This window comes from Dactylosporangium sp. NPDC051484, from assembly GCF_040689395.1.
GTDB lineage: Bacteria > Actinomycetota > Actinomycetes > Mycobacteriales > Micromonosporaceae > Dactylosporangium.
The window spans coordinates 48,303-63,973 of sequence record NZ_JBFAZX010000005.1 but is presented as its reverse complement, the minus strand read 5'-3'; the positions used below and the strand labels follow the sequence as shown (position 1 = coordinate 63,973).

The window sequence follows — 15,671 nt, the reverse complement described above, 5'->3', positions numbered from 1 at the left end:
TCGATGCGCGACCCCGGGACCCCCGGCCCGGCGCCTAGCCTTGGCACGGTGACGATCTCCTACGCCTGGCGCGCACCCTTCGACGACGCCGAGCTGTCCGCCGTGGCGACCGCCTTTCCCGGCTGGTGGGCCCGGGTCAACCGGCACAGCCTGGGCTGGGTCTGCGCTCGCGACGCCGCCGGTGCCCTGGTGGGCTTCGTGAACGTGGCCTGGGACGGTGGCGGCCACGCGTTCATCCTGGACACGTGGGTGGCCGAGCGGGCCCGTCGCAGCGGCGTCGGCACCCGTCTCGTGGCGACGGCGGCGGCCGAGGCGCGGGCGGCGGGCTGTGAGTGGCTGCACGTCGACTTCGAGCCGCACCTGACGGCCTACTACCTCGACGCGTGCGGCTTCACCCCGGCCGAGGCCGGGGTGATCGCTCTCTGACGATGACGCCGGGGTGGCCTACCGCGCGGCCGGGGGTGAGGCCGAGTGGCGGATGCGGCGCAGGCCCACCGCGGCGGAGACGCCCGCCGCGGCGACGTCCGCGACGGTGAACAGCAGGCGGGAGACCAGGGTCAGGGCCCACGCCGTCGGCCACGACACGCCCAGGCCGGCCAGCGCGATCGCCATGAGGAACTCGCGGGCGCCCAGGCCCGACGGGGCGACGATGACGAACGTGCTGATGCTCATCGCCAGGGCCATCGCGAAGACGCTGCCGAACAGGCCGTGCACGCCCGGCAGGTGGGAGCGGACCAGCAGCCAGACGTGCACGCCGGCGGCCAGGTAGCCGACGGCGCACCAGGCGCTGGAGACCAGGACCGCGCGCCAGGTGATCGGGCGGTCCAGGGCCGGGCGGCGCAGCACCCGCATCGCCCGGCCGACGAGCCAGGTGAGCAGCGGCGGGTAGCAGCAGACCAGGCCGAAGGGCAGCAGGATCACCGCGCACCACACCGCAACGGCGGCGAACGTCTGGTGTTCGGTGGCGTCGGCGCCGTCGAACGCGACCCCGAAGCCGGGCGCGGTGAGGATCAGGCCGACGGTGACGCCGAGGCCGGTGACGACGGCCGAGCCGATGAACACCTTCGACCGGGACACGCCGACGCGGCGCCCGAGCTCCATCTGCACGACGTACGCCCAGACCGTGCCGGGCAGATACTTGCCCAGCGCGCCGATGAGCTGGATCGGCGCCGCGTCACGGATGCGCACCGGGCGGTCGAGGCTGCCGACCATCGTCCGCCAGGCCATCATCGTCGCCCACAGGCAGGCGACCGCGGCGGCGAGCGAGGCGCCCAGCGACGGCCAGGACAGGCTGCGGAACGTCGCCGACACGCCCGACCACTGCCGGACGGTGGTGGCCACGATGAAATATGCGATACCCAGGGCGGCGAGGATCCGCACCGCCTGGACGGCCCGCGCCCGCCACGGCTTCCGGCCGGTGGCCGCGGGCGGCGCGACCCGGTCGCCCGGCTCGGCCGTCGTATCCTTCGGCGTGACCGAACCCTCCGGTGCGACACCGTCTTCCGGTGAGACACTGCCAGCCGGTACGACACTGCCAGCCGGTGAGACACTGCCAGCCGGTGCGGCCGGGTTGGCGGGAGTGATCGGCCCGTCGTTCATCGCAACTCCGGTGATCGTCTCGGACTCACGCGTCACGGTCGGTCACGCTAGCACGCATAAGATGCAGCGATCCGATGTAGAGGAGTCAGCGTGCAGTACGTGGTCATCGGTGGGGGAATCGTCGGGCTGGCCACCGCCCACCGGCTGCTCCTGGATCGGCCCGACGCCCGGGTCACGGTCGTGGAGAAGGAGGGCGGCTGGGGCGCCCACCAGACCGGGCACAACTCGGGCGTGATCCACGCCGGCGTGTATTACAAGCCCGGCAGCCTCAAGGCCACGCTCTGCAAGGCCGGCAGCGCCTCGATGGTCGAGTTCTGCGCCGAGCACGGCATCGCGCACAAGGTGACCGGCAAGCTCATCGTCGCCACCTCCGCCGAGGAACTGCCCCGGCTGCACGCCCTGTTCGAGCGGGCGCAGGCCAACGGGCTTCCGGCACGATTGGTGAGCCAGGCGGAGGCGCGCGAGTACGAGCCGGAGGTCGCCTGCGTCGAGGGCATCCACGTCTCCTCGACCGGCATCGCCGACTTCAAGGCGGTGTGCGACAAGCTGGCCGAGATCGCCGAGAAGGCGGGCGCCACGCTGCGGCTCAACACCGCGGTCGTCGGCATCCGGGCCACCGACCGGGAGGTGGTGGTGCGCACCACGACCGGGGACATCGTCGCGGACGTGGTGGTCAACTGCGCCGGCCTGCAGGCCGACCGGGTGGCCCGCATGGCCGGGATCCGGCCGCCGGCCCGGATCATCCCGTTCCGCGGCGAGTACTACGAGCTGCGCGAGGATCGCCGGCACCTGGTCAACGGCCTGATCTATCCGGTGCCGGACCCGCAGTTCCCGTTCCTGGGGGTACACCTGACGCGCATGGTCGACGGGAGCGTCCACGCCGGCCCGAACGCGGTGCTCGCCATGGCGCGGGAGGGCTACACGTGGGGGAAGATCCGCCCCCGCGACGTGGCCGACGCCGCCACCTACGGCGGGCTGTGGCGGCTGGCGCGCAAGCATCTGCGGTACGGCGTGACGGAGGTCCGCCGCTCGCTGTCGAAACGGCTCTTCGCGCAGAGCCTGGCCCGGCTGGTGCCTGCGGTGACCGCCGACGACCTGGTGCGGGCCGAGGCGGGCGTGCGGGCGCAGGCGATCACGCCCTCCGGTGACCTCGTCGACGACTTCCTCATCGTCAACGAGGGCCGGCAGGTCCACGTGCTCAACGCCCCGTCGCCGGCCGCGACGAGCTCGCTGGAGATCGCCAAGTACATCACCGCACGCCTGCCGGTATAGGGTGCCCGCTGTGCGAAGGGTGCTGATGGCCGTCCTTGCCCTCTCGTCCGTCGGCCTCTCGGGCGTGCTCGTCGCCGGCTGTGACGACGCCGGCGCGAGCCCGGGCGCCAAGACCTCGACCGCCCCGGCGGCGGCCGCCGGCGGAGCCTGCCAGCTGCTCGACTTCGGCATGGTCAACGCCAAGCTCGGCCTCAACCTGAGCGTCGCCGCGGGCGCGTCGCAGGACAACACGTTCAGCTGCGTGCTGCAGGCCAGCGGCGCCAGCTACCCCGACCTGGTGCTGTCGGTCAGCTCGACGACGATCGGTGCCGACGTGTTCGGCTCGATGATCCAGCCGAAGGACGCGACCCCGGTACAGGGCCTGGGCGTGGCCGGGTACCAGATGCCGACCCCGCCCGCGGACAAGGCCGGCCCGGGCGTCGAGGTCGGCTGGCTGGCCGGCAACAAGCGGATCATCGAGCTGTCGCTGCGCTTCGCCCCGGGCACCCCCGACGAGCAGGCCGCTGAGGCCATGCCGAAGGTCGTCGAGCTGGCCAAGCTCATCGATCTCAGCAGCCTGTGACGAGGTTCTGGAGCCCGGCGGACTTGCGGGCGGCGGCGAAGAGCTTGCCCGGGTCGCCGAAGTACCGCCACGGCCACACCGCGGGCCGGTCCCCGGCGAGCTCCAGGTGCGCCCGGGTCCGCTCCGCGTCGCCGGCCTGGTGGTAGAGCGCCGCGAAGGCCTGGTGCGCCGGCATCGCCCACGGGTGGGAGCGGTACTCGCCGTCCCCCGCGAGCAGCCGGTCCGCGGCCGCGTCGGTCTCGTGGCGGACCTCGGGGTCGCCGAAGTACCGCCACGCCCGCCAGAACCGCCCGAGCACGTTGCCGCGCAGCAGCCCGTCGACGCAGCCCTCGATGTGGGCGAGCGCGACGAGCGCGTGCAGGGGATGCCCGTCGGGCCGCCCCTCCACCCGCGTCCGGGCGAACGCCAGGAAGTAGTCCGGGGTGCCGTACCAGCGCCGGGTCAGCCCCGTGAGCCGCCGCGCATGCGCGAGGTACAGGTCGGGCGCGATGGTCGCGGCCCGCTTGAACACGTCGGCCGCCTCCGTGGCGTGCAGCGGCGCGCCGATCACGACCCCCGCGAGCTCGCTCCACGGCACCGGATCGTCCCGCCCGAGCGCCGCGGCGTGCCGCAGCGCCGAGCGCGCCTCGGCGACGAGCGCCTGCTGCTGCATCGTCTGCTGGTAGGTGGCCTTGTCGGACGCCCCCGGGTCGCGCACCTCCCAGGCCGCGGCCGCGAGCGAGGCCCCGAGCAGCAGCCACCGCTCGCGGCGGTACGCCTGCTGCCGCGCCAGCTCGCGCAGCGGCTCGAGCTGGCGCACCCCGCCGGCGCCGAGCACGCTGACGGCGCGCTCTCGTTCGTGTATGTCATCGATGCCCGCGATCAGCTCCAGCGCGGGCGTGGCCTCGGCATCGTCGGTAAGCGCCCAGAGCGCCTTCTCGAGCCGTTCGTCGGAGAAGGCAAGATCAAGCCCCACCGGCTCAGCCTAGGCACGAAACGGGTCCGCTCAGTCCCGGCGCTCGTCATATCGAACCCGCGCGGCCGCAATATCACCCCTGTACCGTCGTGCCCAGCCCGCGAGGGCGACGAGCGCCGCTCGAAGTTCGAGTGCCATGGGCGTGAGCGAGTACTCGACGCGCGGCGGCACGGTCGGATGAATGGTCCGGACGACGAGCCCGTCGCGCTCGAGATTGCGCAACGTGAGCGTCAGCATCCGCCGGCTGATCCCCGGAATGGCCCGCTCCAGCCCGGAGAACCGGATGGGCCCGTCCGCGGCCGCGAGCAGGATCCCGACGCTCCACTTGGACCCGACGCGGTCAATGACCTCTTCGACGGAGCACGAACCACAGGCAGCGGCCGGCGGGTCATGCGACGACACTTGCGCACGCCTCCTGAAACCTCGGACCGCGGCGGCCCAGCGGATCTTGCCTGAGCGGGCGCTCAGGCAAGGCGGCAGACGGCCTGGCGGCGCCCGGCACGGTAGCGCCGGCGAGGGTCCGTGGCACCCCGAGAGCACCCCGGACCCACGAGCCGGCGACCGTCATGCCGCCGCGACGAACACCCGCGACGCGACCTCCCTGGGAAGCCGAATCAGCTCCCCTTCGCGGTCGATGCTGACCCCGTCCCGCTCCTGGGCGACCGTCACGGTCGCCCCCGGGTCGATCCCGGCCGTGTGCAGCTGCCGCAGCACGTCGGCATCCATCTGGACCGACTCGCAGATGCGGCTCACAACGACCGCGCCGGCCAGCCCCGGGAACGCGAGGTTACGCTCCCGGTCGGCGGCCTCGTCGGCCTCTTCGCTGCCGCGCAGGCTTTCCAGCCCTGGGATCGGGTTGCCGTAGGGCGAGCGGCTCGGCCGCCCGAGCAGGTCGTAGACCCGCTGCTCCACGGCGTCGCTCATGACGTGCTCCCAGCGGCACGCCTCCTCGTGGGCCTCCTCGTAGGGCAGGCCGATCACGTTGACGAGCAGCAGCTCGGCGAGGCGATGCTTGCGCATGACGGCGACCGCGTGCTCGCGGCCCTGGTCGGTGAGCGCCAACTGGCGGTCGCCCTCGACGATGAGCAGCCCGTCGCGCTCCATGCGGGCGACGGTCTGGCTGACGGTGGGGCCGCTCTGGTGCAACCGCTCGGCGATCCGGGCGCGCTTCGGAACGACGCCCTCCTCCTCGAGCTCGAGGATGGTCTTCAAGTACATCTCGGTGGTGTCCACGAGGTCGTGTTTATGTACCTGAAGGTTCTGTACTCTCATGGTGTTCACCCACTTCCCGCCCGTGGTCGCCCTGACCAAGCCTAAGCGAGCCTGTATCTACTGCCGTATCTCGTAGGACCGCGAGGGCCTTGAGCACGGAGTGGCAAGCCAGGAGAGGACTGCCGGGCGCTCGCTGCGAAGCAAGGCTACCTGGTCGCCAGGGTTCACATCGAAAATGATGTGTCCGCGAGCACATTCGGCGCGCCGCCGCGGCCCGGATCATCGCCCTGGCCAACGGTCATCCGGCTCGCCGGCCGCCTGAGCTGGAGCGGCCGATCAAGCTCTGCGACGAAAACCAGTGTGCTGATCACCACAGTCAAAAGCGGTGGCGACCGCACCCCACGGTGACCGGGTGAGTACGACAAGATTGGAGCGTGACAGCCAATCGGGCGATCTTGAGCGTCTCCGTGCTCGCCGAGCTGGTGCGCTCCGCCCAACCGCCGACCGTTCTGGATGTGCGCTGGACCCTGGCGAAAGACGGCCGAGCCGCTTACGCCGCCGGACATCTGCCTGGCGCGGTCTTCGCCGACCTCGACGAAGACCTCTGCGGGCAGCCGGGCGCCGGCGGGCGCCATCCGCTGCCCGATCCCGCCGCGCTGGAGGCCGCGCTGCGCAGACTGGGGGTCCGCGCCGGCCACCCGGTGGTGGTGTATGACGCGGGCGGAGCCAATCCCACCGGTGCGGCGGCCCGGGCCTGGTGGACGCTTCGCTGGGCGGGCGTCGACGACGTTTCGGTGCTCGACGGCGGCTACGCGGCGTGGGTGGCCGACGGCCGGCCCGTGACCACCGAGCCCGTCGAGCCGGCCGTGGGCGACGTCACGGTCACGCCCGGCGGGATGCCGGTGTGGACCGAGGCCGAGGCGTCCGACCCGCGCAACGTCCTGCTGGACGCGAGGATCCCGCAGCGGTATCGCGGAGAGACCGAGCCGGTCGATCCCGTCGCCGGCCACATCCCCGGCGCGCGCAACCTCCCCGCCGCCGAGACGGTCGACGAGCGCGGGCTGCTGCGCCCGCCGGACGTCGACGGGGATCGCATCGGCGCCTACTGCGGTTCCGGCGTCACCGCCGCGCAGCTCGTGCTCGCGCTGCACGAGCGGGGCGTGCCCGCCGCGCTGTACGTGGGCTCCTGGAGCCACTGGATCACCGATCCCAGCCGTCCCGTCGCGAAGGGTGAAGGTGCATGAGTAGCACGCTGGTGGTGTGGGACGAGCGGCTCCTGCGGTACGACATGGGCGATCATCCCCTCGACCCCGTGCGCGTGGAGCTGACCATGGCGCTCGCCCGCCGGCTCGGCGTGCTGGACCGGCCCGGCGTCGTGCTGGAGCGGGCCGAGCCCGCGACCGACGAGATGCTCGCCACCGTCCACGACCGCGACTACATCGCCGTGGTCAAGGCGGCCTCGACGGGCCGGCGGATCAGCATGATGGGCCTCGGCACCGCGGACAACCCGACGTTCGAGGGCATGCACGAGGCCAGCGCCCTGATCGCCGGCGCGACCCGGCGGGCGGCCGAGGCGGTGTGGCTGGGGCAGGCCGACCGCGGGGTGAGCATCTCGGGCGGCCTGCACCACGCGATGCGCGACCGGGCGTCGGGCTTCTGCGTGTACAACGACCCGGCCGTGGCGATCAAGCGCGTGCTCGAGCTCGGCGCCGAGCGGGTCGCGTATGTCGACATCGACGTGCACCACGGCGACGGCGTCCAGGACGCGTTCTACGACGACCCCCGCGTGCTCACGATCAGCGTGCACGAGTCGCCGCGCACGCTGTTCCCCGGCACCGGATACCCGGACGAGACCGGCGGCCCCGGCGCGCCGGGCTCCGCGGTCAACCTGGCCCTCCCGCCTGGCACCACCGACGCGGGCTGGCTGCGCGCGTTCCATGCCGTGGTACCAGGGGTCCTGCGCGCCTTCCGCCCCCAGCTGCTCTTCACGCAGTGCGGCGCCGACACGTACCGTCACGACCCGCTCGCCAACCTGTGGCTCACCGTCGACGGCCAGCGCGCCGCGTACCTGGCGCTGCGCGACCTCGCCGCCGAGGTCGCGGACGGGAAGTGGGTGGCGAGCGGTGGTGGCGGATACGCGCTGGTCGAGTGCGTGCCGCGGGCCTGGACGCACCTGCTGGCGGTGATGACCGGGGAGCCGCTCGACCCGGCGCTGCCGATCCCGGGGGAGTGGCGGGACCTGGCCACGGCCCGGCGCCCGGAGCACCCGCTGCCGGCCGCGATGACCGATGGCGGCGACGCGACGTGGACGCCGTGGGTGCCGGGCGAGTCCCCGGACGCCGTGGACCGTGCCATCATGGCGACCCGGCGGGCCGTGTTCCCGTCCTTCGGGCTGGACCCGCACGATCCGCGCGACTGATCCCCGAGCGGTCGCCGGCGACGCGGTGTGCGGCCCCGGCCACCCCGCGTAGGGCGAGATGTAGTCCGGCCAGGCGGCCTGACGCTAGCGCTGGACCGCCGCTTCGAGGCGGGCCAGGCGCTGCTTGATCAGGTCCAGCTCGGCGAGCATCTCGGTCTCGGCCGCCTTCGACGTGCCGTACGCGGCCTCGCCGGCGACTCCGCGCAGCGCCGCGATCTCGTCGTGCAGCGCGACCAGCGTCTGTGCGACCGCGTCGACGAACTGGTCGACCTCGTCCTCGTCGTAGCCGCGCTTGCCGAACGGCGCCTTGGCGAACCGCAGGGCCTGCACATCCGCCGGGGTCAGCTTCATGCGAGACACCGTAACCCAAGCGGGTGGGAAACTAGGCGGGTGAACGACGTTTCGGACCGAGCGGCGGACGTGCTGCTCTCCGACGGGACCACCGTCCACTTGCGACCGATCCGCCCCGACGACGCGGACCGGATCGTCGCGCTGCACTCCCGCTTCTCCGAGCGGACCAGATATCTGCGGTACTTCTCGGCGTATCCCCGGATTCCGCAGCGCGACCTGGACCGGTTCGTCAACGTCGACCACCACGACCGCGAGGCGTTCGTGGTCGAGCACGCCGGCGAGCTGATCGCGGTCGGCCGCTACGACCGCCTCGGCGCCGGCTCCCACCAGGCCGAGGTCGCCTTCGTGGTGGAGGACGCGCACCAGGGCCGGGGCATCGGGTCGGTGCTCATCGAGCACCTGATCGCCGCGGCCGGCGACGAGGGCATCACCGAGTTCGAGGCCGACGTACTGCCCGTGAACCGGGCGATGCTGCACGTGTTCATGGCGGCCGGCTTCCACATCGAGCGCGAGTTCGCCGACGGGGTCGTGCACCTGTGGTTCCCGATCGCGGCTACCCCCGACTCGATGCGCGTGCAGCGGTCCCGCGAGCAGCGCGCCGAGGCCCGCTCGATCGCGCGGCTGCTCAACCCGGCCGGCGTCGCCGTCTACGGGGCCCGCGCGGGCGGCTCCGGCATCGGCGCGGCGCTGCTGTCGCACCTCAAGGGCGCCGGCTTCGCCGGCAATCTGGTCCCGGTCCACCCGTCCGCCGAGGTGGTCGGTGGTCTTCCCGCCGTTCGGTCCCTCAGCGGTACCGCGGGAATCGACCTCGCCGTCGTCGCCGTCCCCGCCGACGCGGTGCCCGCGGTCGTGGCCGACTGCGCCGCGGCGGGCGTGCACGGGCTCGTCGTCGTCTCGGCCGGCTTCGCCGAGTCCGGCCCGGCCGGCGCCGAGGCCCAGGCCGCGCTGCTGCGCGTGGTGCGGGACCACGGCATGCGCCTGGTCGGCCCGAACTGCCTCGGCGTCGCCAACACGGACCGGGGCGTTCGGATCAATGCCACGCTGGCGCCGCTGCTGCCCCGCGCCGGCCGCGTCGGGTTCTTCAGCCAGTCCGCGGCGCTGGGCACCGCCCTGCTCGCCGAGGCCGACCGCAGGGGCCTGGGCCTGTCCACGTTCATCTCCGCCGGCAACCGCGCCGACGTGTCCGGCAACGACGCGCTGCAGTACTGGCGGGAGGACCCGCACACCGACGCGGTGCTGCTGTACCTGGAGACCTTCGGCAACCCGCGCAAGTTCGCCCGGATCGCCCGTGAGCTCGCCCGCCGCAAGCCGGTCGCCGCCGTCGCGAGCCCTGTCCGCCCGCCGGCCCTGGACGCGGTGACCGTCGGCCCCGACGCCCGCGGCGTCGCCGCGCTGTTCGCCAGCTCGGGCGTGATCCGCGTGGACACCGTCGCCGAGCTCTTCGACGTGGGCCTGCTCATCGCCGGCCACCCGCTGCCGACCGGGAACCGCATCGCCGTCGTCACCAACGCCGCCGCCCTCGGCGTGCTCACCGTGGCCAAGGCGCCGGCTGCCGGGCTGCGCGTCGCCGAGGGGTATCCGCGCGACCTCGGCCCCACCGTGTCCGACGTCGACTTCGTCCAAGCCGTGCACGCCGCCCTCGACGACGAGCGCGTGGACGCCGTCGTGGCCGCGTACGCGCCCGCCCTCGCCGAGGGCGACACGCTCGGCGTCGCCGAGCTGCTGCGCGTCTCCACCGCCGCCGCCCCGCGCCCCCTCGCGGTGGTGATGCCGGCCGACCCGTCCTTCGCCGTCGCACCCGCCTACGGCGACGACGACCCGCCCGCCCTGGCGATGTACCCCGCCATCGAGGAGGCGGTCCGCGCCCTGGGCCGGGTCGCCCGCTACGCCGCGTGGCGACGCGAGCCGGTCGGCGCCGTGCCCGCCCTCCCCGGCGTCGACACCACCCGAGGCACCGAGATCGCCGCCCGACTGGCCCTGGCCGGCGCCGGCGACCAGGGCCAGGGGGACCAGGCCGACGAGCTCCTGGCCGCGTACGGGATTCCCGTCGTCCCGTCCCGCTGGGCCGTCGGCGCCCGGGTCGCCGACGTGGCCGCCGAGGTCGGGTACCCGGTCGCCCTCAAGGTCGCCACCAAGCCCTGGCGGCACCGTATCGACCTGGGTGCGGTACGCCTCAACCTCACCTCGCCGGCCGCCGTCGCGGAGGCGTACCTGGAGCTCGAGCGCCTCTTCGGCCTGGGCGTCGAGGTCGTCGTCCAGCCGATGGTCGCCCCCGGCGTGGCGTGCGTGGTCGAGGTCGTCGACGACCCCTCCTTCGGCCCCGTCGTCGGCTTCGGCCTCGGCGGCGAGGCCGCCGACCTGCTGGGCGACCGCGCCTGGCGCCCGGTCCCGCTCACCGACCGCGACGCCGCGGCCCTGGTCCGCGCCCCGCGCGCCGCCCGGCTGCTGACCGGCTACCGCGGCGCCGCCCCCGTCGACCTGGACGCCCTGGCCGACCTGCTGCTGCGCATCGGGCGCCTGGTCGACGAGCAGCCGTCCCTGTCGTCGCTGAGCCTGAACCCGGTCCTGGCCCGCCCGGCGGGCCTGGCCGTCCTGCACGCGAGCGCCGGCTTCGCCCCGCACCAGCCCCGCCCCGACAGCGGCCCCCGCCGCCTCTGACCCGCTCCGCGACGGTGAGGTGGTCGAACAAAAAGGCCGCCCGAGGGCGGCCTTCGCTTGGTGGCGATCAGGAGGCGTACGCCTCGAGGCGCTTCGCCCGCGACGGGTGGCGCAGCTTCAGCAGGGTCACCTTCTCGATCTGGCGGATGCGCTCGCGCGACAGGCCGAACTCGCGGCCCACCTCGTCCAGCGTGCGCTGCCGGCCGTCGTCGAGGCCGAAGCGCAGGCGGATGACCTCCTGCTCACGCTGCGAGAGGGTGGACAGGACGATCTCCACCTCGGAGCGCAGCATGCCCTGCGAGACGCTGTCGGCCGGCTCCTCGCGCGGGTCGATGCGGGCCACGAAGTCGCCCAGCGCGCTCTCGCCGTCCTCGCCGACGGCCTGGTCGAGGCTGACCGGCTCGCGGTCGTACGAGATCAGCTCGATGACCTGGTATTCCTCGATGCCCAGCGCGGCGGCCACCTCGGCGACGACGGGCTCGCGGCCCAGAGTCGCGGACAGGTCACGGCGAACCCGGACCATGCGGTTGACCTGCTCGACCATGTGCACCGGGATGCGGATGGTGCGGGCCTGGTCGGCCATGGCGCGGGTGATGGCCTGGCGGATCCACCAGGTGGCGTAGGTGGAGAACTTGTAGCCCTTGGCGTAGTCGAACTTCTCCACGGCGCGGATGAGGCCGAGGTTGCCCTCCTGGATGAGGTCCAGGAAGGCCATGCCGCGGCCGGTGTACCGCTTGGCGATGCTCACGACCAGCCGGAGGTTGGCCTCCAGCAGGTGGGCTTTGGCGGCGCGCCCCTCGCGGATCACGATCTCGTAGGTGGTCATCCACGCCGGGTGCACCATGCCGGCGGAGAGCTTCTCCTCGGCGTACAGTCCGGCCTCGATCTTCTTCGAGAGGTCGACCTCCTGCTCGGCCGTCAGCAGCTTGGTGCGGCCGATCGTGTTGAGGTATGCGCGAACCAGATCCGCTGAGACGCCCGTGTTGTCGAGCGCGCCGTGTTCCTGCTCGTGCTGGTCTTCGGCCTCAACGTCGACGGCGTTGAACTCCGTGGTGTCACTCAGCGGCTGGGCCACTTTCGCTCGCCTCCCGTGGTTTGACAAGTGGCGCGATCATTCCTGCGAGAAGTAGCTTCGCTGAACGGGCGTGAAGTGGCGGTGAGGCGGCGAAGCCGTGGCACGAAACCGTGAGTCTCAGACCTCCAGCAGCACGGTGCGCGGTCCGACGTTCACGCTTTCGACGAGCATGTGGGTGCGAAATCGCCCGGTTTCGACGGTTGCGCCCCGGTCGCGAAGCGCCCTGCAGAACTCCTCGATTAGCGGCTCGGCGACCTCGGGCCGCGCCGCGGCGCTCCAGCTGGGCCGGCGCCCCTTGCGCGCGTCGCCGTAGAGGGTGAACTGCGAGACGACGAGCAGTGGCGCCCCGGTGTCGGCCGCGGATTGCTCGTCGTCGAGGATGCGTAGCTCGTGCACCTTTCGGGCGAGTGTTCCGGAAATTTCGGGAGTGTCCGAATGGGTCGCGCCGACGAGCACCAGCAGCCCGCCCTCGATCGCGCCGACCACCGCGCCGTCGACGCTCACGCTGGCCCGGCTGACCGTCTGGACCAGGGCGCGCATCAGGCGGGCCCGACGGACTCGGCGGCCTGGGTGCGGGCGGGCTCGGCGGGGAGCAGGATGCCGCGCTCGACGAGATGGGCCACCAGGGGCACCGCCACGTCGGCGAGGACCTCCGGCGGTACCTCATGGGCCGCCGCCAGCACGTCCACCTGATCCCGCAGGGTCACCGACCCGTCGCACGCGCCGATGAGCGTCAGGGCCACCGGGTCCACCTCCTCGACCCACCGCAGGCCGTCGGGCAGGGCCAGCAGCTGCCGCTCCACCTCCCAGCCCTCCGCGCCCAGCCCGGCCTCCTGCCGCAGCCGCAGGCCGGGCGCGGCGACCAGCCTGGCGCGCAGCAGGTCGCGGTGGCGCAGGAAGTCCTGCCGGTCGAACCAGTCGCCGATGAGCGGCCCCAGGGGGCCCTCGACGCCCTGGCGGAGGTCCTCGATGCGCACGGTCGGGTCGTCGTGGCCGGCCGCGCGCAGCGTGATCAGGCCGAAGCCGACCGCGTCCACCCGCTGGGCGTCGAACCAGTCCAGCCAGGCCGCGGCGAGGGCCGGCTGGCGCGCCGGGTCCTCGGAGGCGTCGGCGAGCCACAGGTTGACGTACGCGAGGGGATCGGAGACCTCGCGCTGGATGACCCAGGCGTCCAGGCCGGTGCCGGCGAGCCAGTCGTTGACCCGGTCCCGCCAGTCCTGGCCGGCCACGTGCAGCCAGTTGGCCAGGAACTGCATGTGCCCGCCCGCGGCGAGCAGGCCCGGCGCGGCGGCGACGAGCTCCGCGCAGACGGCGTCGCCGGGGCGGCCGGAGTCGCGGTACGTGTGCGCGGTCGTGCCTGGCCCGGCGACGAACGGCGGGTTGCTCACGACCAGGTCGAAGCGGCGGCCCTCGACCGGCCTGGTCAGGTCGCCCTCCAGCAGCTCCCAGTCCAGGCCGTTGAGGGCGGCGGTGGTAGCCGCGAACCGCAGCGCCCGGGGCAGCACGTCGGTGGCGGTGACCCGCCGCGCGTGCGTGGACAGGTGCAGGGCCTGCACCCCGCAGCCGGTGCCGAGGTCCAGCGCGGTGCCGACCGGGCCGCGCAGGGTCGCGGCGGCGAGGGTGGTGGAGGCGCCGCCGATGCCGAGCACGTGGTCGCCGGGCAGCGCACGGCCGGGGCGCATGCCGGCGGAGAGGTCGGCGACGACCCACCAGTCGCCGTACGGCTCGAGCTCCAGCGCCGCGCGCAGGCCGTCGCCGTCGGGCTCCAGCAGCGGCCCGGCGGACTCCAGCGGCAGCGGCGCGAGTGCGGCCGCGACCCGGTCCGGCGGCTCGGTCTGCCCGCAGATGAACAGCCGGATCAGCGTGGCGAGCCGGTCGCCCTGCGCCTCGGTGACGCGCAGCGCGGCACGGAAGTCGTTGCGCGCGCACGCCGCCGTGGCCTCCTCGCCGAGGTGGGCCTTGATGCCTTCCGAGGTGTACCCCGCCGAGGCGAGCGCCTCGCGAAGCCGTGCCAGTGCGGTGCCGTCCAGCAGTGCGTCCACACCGACATCCTGGTACTTCAGCGTTGATCGATGCCTATGCAGGCCACGACTCGGGACCCGTCGGCCGCCAGGAACAGCTGGAAGTGGGTGGGCGGGTCGGCCACCTTCGCCTCGCCGACGCGCAGCGGCCGGTCGCCCGAGGTCCGTAACTGCTCGATCGCCTCGGTGCCGCCGAGCATGGGATTGCCGATCTTCGCCATGTGCTGCGCGCGGCGGGAATAGTTGCGCGCGAGCTGGTCGGCGGGCAGCGTGTGGTCCCAGACAATGTATTCGGCACCGGCGCGAATCGCGGCTCGGCACGCCTCGAAGGCCACTCCAGGCTCCTCCGCGAGGAGCCGGAGCAGTGCTTCACGCTCCATGCTCTATATGACCACAAAGCGGGAATTTGTACCAGCGCCCATCCTTGACCCGCCGGAGCGGGCCGCAAAGGTGGCGGCCGCTCCGGCGAAGACAGTGTGGAGTGGGTGTCTCACTCCAACAATTTACGACATTCGATCGGGTTAGTTCTGGCAGCCCTTGAGGTGTGTCGCGGTGTCCGCAGGCACGGTGTCCCGGCAGACGCCGTCGGTGCCGCCCACGAGCGCGGCCCAGGTCTTCTTCGCGGCGTCGTACTTGAACAGCACCACCGCCGGCTCGAGGTTGGTCGGCTGGGTGACCGCGGTGGCCCAGCCGTTGTGGCAGCTGACGTCCTTGAGCCCCTTGCCCAGCACGACCGCCGAGGCGACCTTGATGTTGGCCCGGAACGCCTTCTCCAGCGTGGCCGCGGTGACCGGGCAGCCGGCCGTCGCCGTGCTCGATCCGGCCTTCGCCGAGGGCGAGGCGCTGCTCGGCGCTTCGCTGCTCGCCTCGGCCGCCGCGCTGGACGGTGCGGTGGCCGAGGTCGCGGTCGTGGTCGTGGCGGCGGCTTCGCTATCGGCCGGCGTGTCGTCGGAACAGCCGGCCAGAACGGTCGCCAGGAGCATGCCCGAGACAGCGACCGGTACAGCGATTCGTGTATTCACATGCGGCATCGTGAGGCCTGGCCGCGCCGCGCGCTTGTCGGCATCACGACAGGTGGCCGAGGAAGCGCCCGAGCACCTCGACGACCAGCGCGTGATCCTCCGCCTGCGGCAGACCCGACACCGTGACGACGCCGACGACGCCCACATCGCGGACACGGATCGGGAAGGCGCCACCGTGGGTCGCGTACTGCGCGGGGTCGACCCCGTAGCCGGCGTCGAACGCCTCGCCCTTCGCCGCCAGCCGCCGCCCGACGAGGAACGACGAGGCGTGCATCCGCTCCACGACCCGGATCTTGCGCTCGATCCAGCGGTCGTTGTCGGGCGTCGTGCCCGGCAGCGCGGCGTGGAAGAGCTGCTGCCCGCCGCGGCGCACGTCGATCGTGATCGGCAGCCCGCGCTCCCGCGCCACCTCGACCAGCATGCTGCCCAGCGCCCATGCGTCGTCGTTGTCGAACCGGTCGAACCGCAGCCGCTCCTCCTGCGCCTCCAGCTCGGTGATCAGCTCTTCCACGGTTCTGCGCTCCT

General features: G+C 73.0%; 17 protein-coding genes. 6 read left to right on the top strand and 11 right to left on the bottom strand.

What is annotated here, in order from left to right; genetic code table 11:
• Positions 1 to 48 precede the first annotated feature (48 nt).
• Positions 49 to 426, top strand: coding sequence for a GNAT family N-acetyltransferase (locus AB0367_RS11240; protein ID WP_366226112.1), 378 nt, complete (start codon positions 49 to 51; stop codon positions 424 to 426).
• Positions 427 to 444: 18 nt separating this feature from the next.
• Here AB0367_RS11240 and AB0367_RS11235 read toward each other — a convergent pair whose 3' ends face one another.
• Positions 445 to 1,635: a lysylphosphatidylglycerol synthase transmembrane domain-containing protein gene (locus AB0367_RS11235; RefSeq protein ID WP_366226111.1), complete on the bottom strand. Its 1,191-nt coding sequence runs from the start codon at positions 1,633 to 1,635 to the stop codon at positions 445 to 447.
• Positions 1,636 to 1,689: 54 nt separating this feature from the next.
• On the opposite strand from AB0367_RS11235, the gene lhgO reads away from it, so the two are divergent.
• On the top strand, positions 1,690 to 2,871 hold the full coding sequence (gene lhgO, locus AB0367_RS11230) for an L-2-hydroxyglutarate oxidase (RefSeq protein ID WP_366226110.1): 1,182 nt from the start codon (positions 1,690 to 1,692) through the stop codon (positions 2,869 to 2,871).
• Between the two features lie 10 nt (positions 2,872 to 2,881).
• Complete coding sequence (locus AB0367_RS11225; RefSeq protein ID WP_366226109.1) at positions 2,882 to 3,433, top strand: hypothetical protein; 552 nt, start codon at positions 2,882 to 2,884, stop codon at positions 3,431 to 3,433.
• Here the strand turns inward: AB0367_RS11225 and AB0367_RS11220 are convergent.
• From AB0367_RS11220 to AB0367_RS11210, 3 genes are all read right to left on the bottom strand, one after another.
• Positions 3,420 to 4,388 (bottom strand): hypothetical protein, encoded by a 969-nt coding sequence (locus AB0367_RS11220; RefSeq protein ID WP_366226108.1) that lies wholly within the window; start codon positions 4,386 to 4,388, stop codon positions 3,420 to 3,422. The two genes, AB0367_RS11225 and AB0367_RS11220, sit on opposite strands and share 14 nt — an antisense overlap.
• Positions 4,389 to 4,418: 30 nt before the next feature.
• On the bottom strand, positions 4,419 to 4,790 hold the full coding sequence (locus tag AB0367_RS11215) for a helix-turn-helix domain-containing protein (RefSeq protein ID WP_366226107.1): 372 nt from the start codon (positions 4,788 to 4,790) through the stop codon (positions 4,419 to 4,421).
• Between the two features lie 162 nt (positions 4,791 to 4,952).
• On the bottom strand, positions 4,953 to 5,660 hold the full coding sequence (locus AB0367_RS11210; RefSeq protein WP_366226106.1) for a metal-dependent transcriptional regulator: 708 nt from the start codon (positions 5,658 to 5,660) through the stop codon (positions 4,953 to 4,955).
• A 392-nt stretch (positions 5,661 to 6,052) separates the two neighbouring features.
• On the opposite strand from AB0367_RS11210, the gene AB0367_RS11205 reads away from it, so the two are divergent.
• Together AB0367_RS11205 and AB0367_RS11200 are read left to right on the top strand one after the other, a co-directional pair.
• Complete coding sequence (locus AB0367_RS11205) at positions 6,053 to 6,844, top strand: sulfurtransferase (protein ID WP_366226412.1); 792 nt, start codon at positions 6,053 to 6,055, stop codon at positions 6,842 to 6,844.
• Positions 6,841 to 8,019, top strand: coding sequence for an acetoin utilization protein AcuC (locus AB0367_RS11200; RefSeq protein WP_366226105.1), 1,179 nt, complete (start codon positions 6,841 to 6,843; stop codon positions 8,017 to 8,019). Before AB0367_RS11205 ends, AB0367_RS11200 begins: the two co-directional genes overlap by 4 nt.
• Positions 8,020 to 8,103: 84 nt before the next feature.
• On the opposite strand, the gene AB0367_RS11195 is transcribed toward AB0367_RS11200, so the two are convergent.
• Positions 8,104 to 8,370 carry a DivIVA domain-containing protein gene (locus tag AB0367_RS11195; RefSeq protein ID WP_366226104.1) on the bottom strand — a complete coding sequence of 89 codons (267 nt, stop codon included), beginning with the start codon at positions 8,368 to 8,370 and terminating at the stop codon, positions 8,104 to 8,106.
• A 39-nt stretch (positions 8,371 to 8,409) separates the two neighbouring features.
• Between AB0367_RS11195 and AB0367_RS11190 the strand changes: the two genes are divergently transcribed.
• Positions 8,410 to 11,028 (top strand): GNAT family N-acetyltransferase, encoded by a 2,619-nt coding sequence (locus AB0367_RS11190; RefSeq protein ID WP_366226103.1) that lies wholly within the window; start codon positions 8,410 to 8,412, stop codon positions 11,026 to 11,028.
• Positions 11,029 to 11,095: 67 nt separating this feature from the next.
• Here the strand turns inward: AB0367_RS11190 and sigB are convergent, their stop codons facing one another.
• The 6 genes from sigB to AB0367_RS11160 all read right to left on the bottom strand — a co-directional run bounded on the left by sigB (position 11,096) and on the right by AB0367_RS11160 (position 15,657).
• Positions 11,096 to 12,103 carry an RNA polymerase sigma factor SigB gene (gene sigB / locus AB0367_RS11185; RefSeq protein WP_366226102.1) on the bottom strand — a complete coding sequence of 336 codons (1,008 nt, stop codon included), beginning with the start codon at positions 12,101 to 12,103 and terminating at the stop codon, positions 11,096 to 11,098.
• A 117-nt stretch (positions 12,104 to 12,220) separates the two neighbouring features.
• Positions 12,221 to 12,643, bottom strand: a complete 423-nt coding sequence (dtd, locus tag AB0367_RS11180; RefSeq protein ID WP_366226101.1) for a D-aminoacyl-tRNA deacylase — start codon at positions 12,641 to 12,643, stop codon at positions 12,221 to 12,223.
• On the bottom strand, positions 12,643 to 14,145 hold the full coding sequence (locus tag AB0367_RS11175; RefSeq protein ID WP_366226100.1) for a methyltransferase: 1,503 nt from the start codon (positions 14,143 to 14,145) through the stop codon (positions 12,643 to 12,645). Before AB0367_RS11175 ends, dtd begins: the two co-directional genes overlap by 1 nt.
• Before the next feature lie 17 nt (positions 14,146 to 14,162).
• On the bottom strand, positions 14,163 to 14,459 hold the full coding sequence (locus AB0367_RS11170; protein ID WP_366226099.1) for a hypothetical protein: 297 nt from the start codon (positions 14,457 to 14,459) through the stop codon (positions 14,163 to 14,165).
• A 186-nt stretch (positions 14,460 to 14,645) separates the two neighbouring features.
• Positions 14,646 to 15,146 carry a hypothetical protein gene (locus AB0367_RS11165; RefSeq protein WP_366226098.1) on the bottom strand — a complete coding sequence of 167 codons (501 nt, stop codon included), beginning with the start codon at positions 15,144 to 15,146 and terminating at the stop codon, positions 14,646 to 14,648.
• A gap of 43 nt (positions 15,147 to 15,189) precedes the next feature.
• The gene (locus AB0367_RS11160) at positions 15,190 to 15,657 is read right to left on the bottom strand and encodes a heme-degrading domain-containing protein (protein WP_366226097.1); all 468 of its coding nucleotides are present in this window, start codon (positions 15,655 to 15,657) and stop codon (positions 15,190 to 15,192) included.
• Between the last annotated feature and the right edge of the window lie 14 nt (positions 15,658 to 15,671).

What these genes read in the sequence shown, in the direction of transcription:
- AB0367_RS11200 (WP_366226105.1), top strand. Translation starts at nt 6,841, where the DNA reads ATGAGTAGCACGCTGGTGGTGTGGGACGAGCGGCTCCTGCGGTACGAC.
- AB0367_RS11195 (WP_366226104.1), bottom strand. Translation starts at nt 8,370, where the DNA reads ATGAAGCTGACCCCGGCGGATGTGCAGGCCCTGCGGTTCGCCAAGGCG.
- dtd (WP_366226101.1), bottom strand. Translation starts at nt 12,643, where the DNA reads ATGCGCGCCCTGGTCCAGACGGTCAGCCGGGCCAGCGTGAGCGTCGAC.
- AB0367_RS11210 (WP_366226106.1), bottom strand. Translation starts at nt 5,660, where the DNA reads ATGAGAGTACAGAACCTTCAGGTACATAAACACGACCTCGTGGACACC.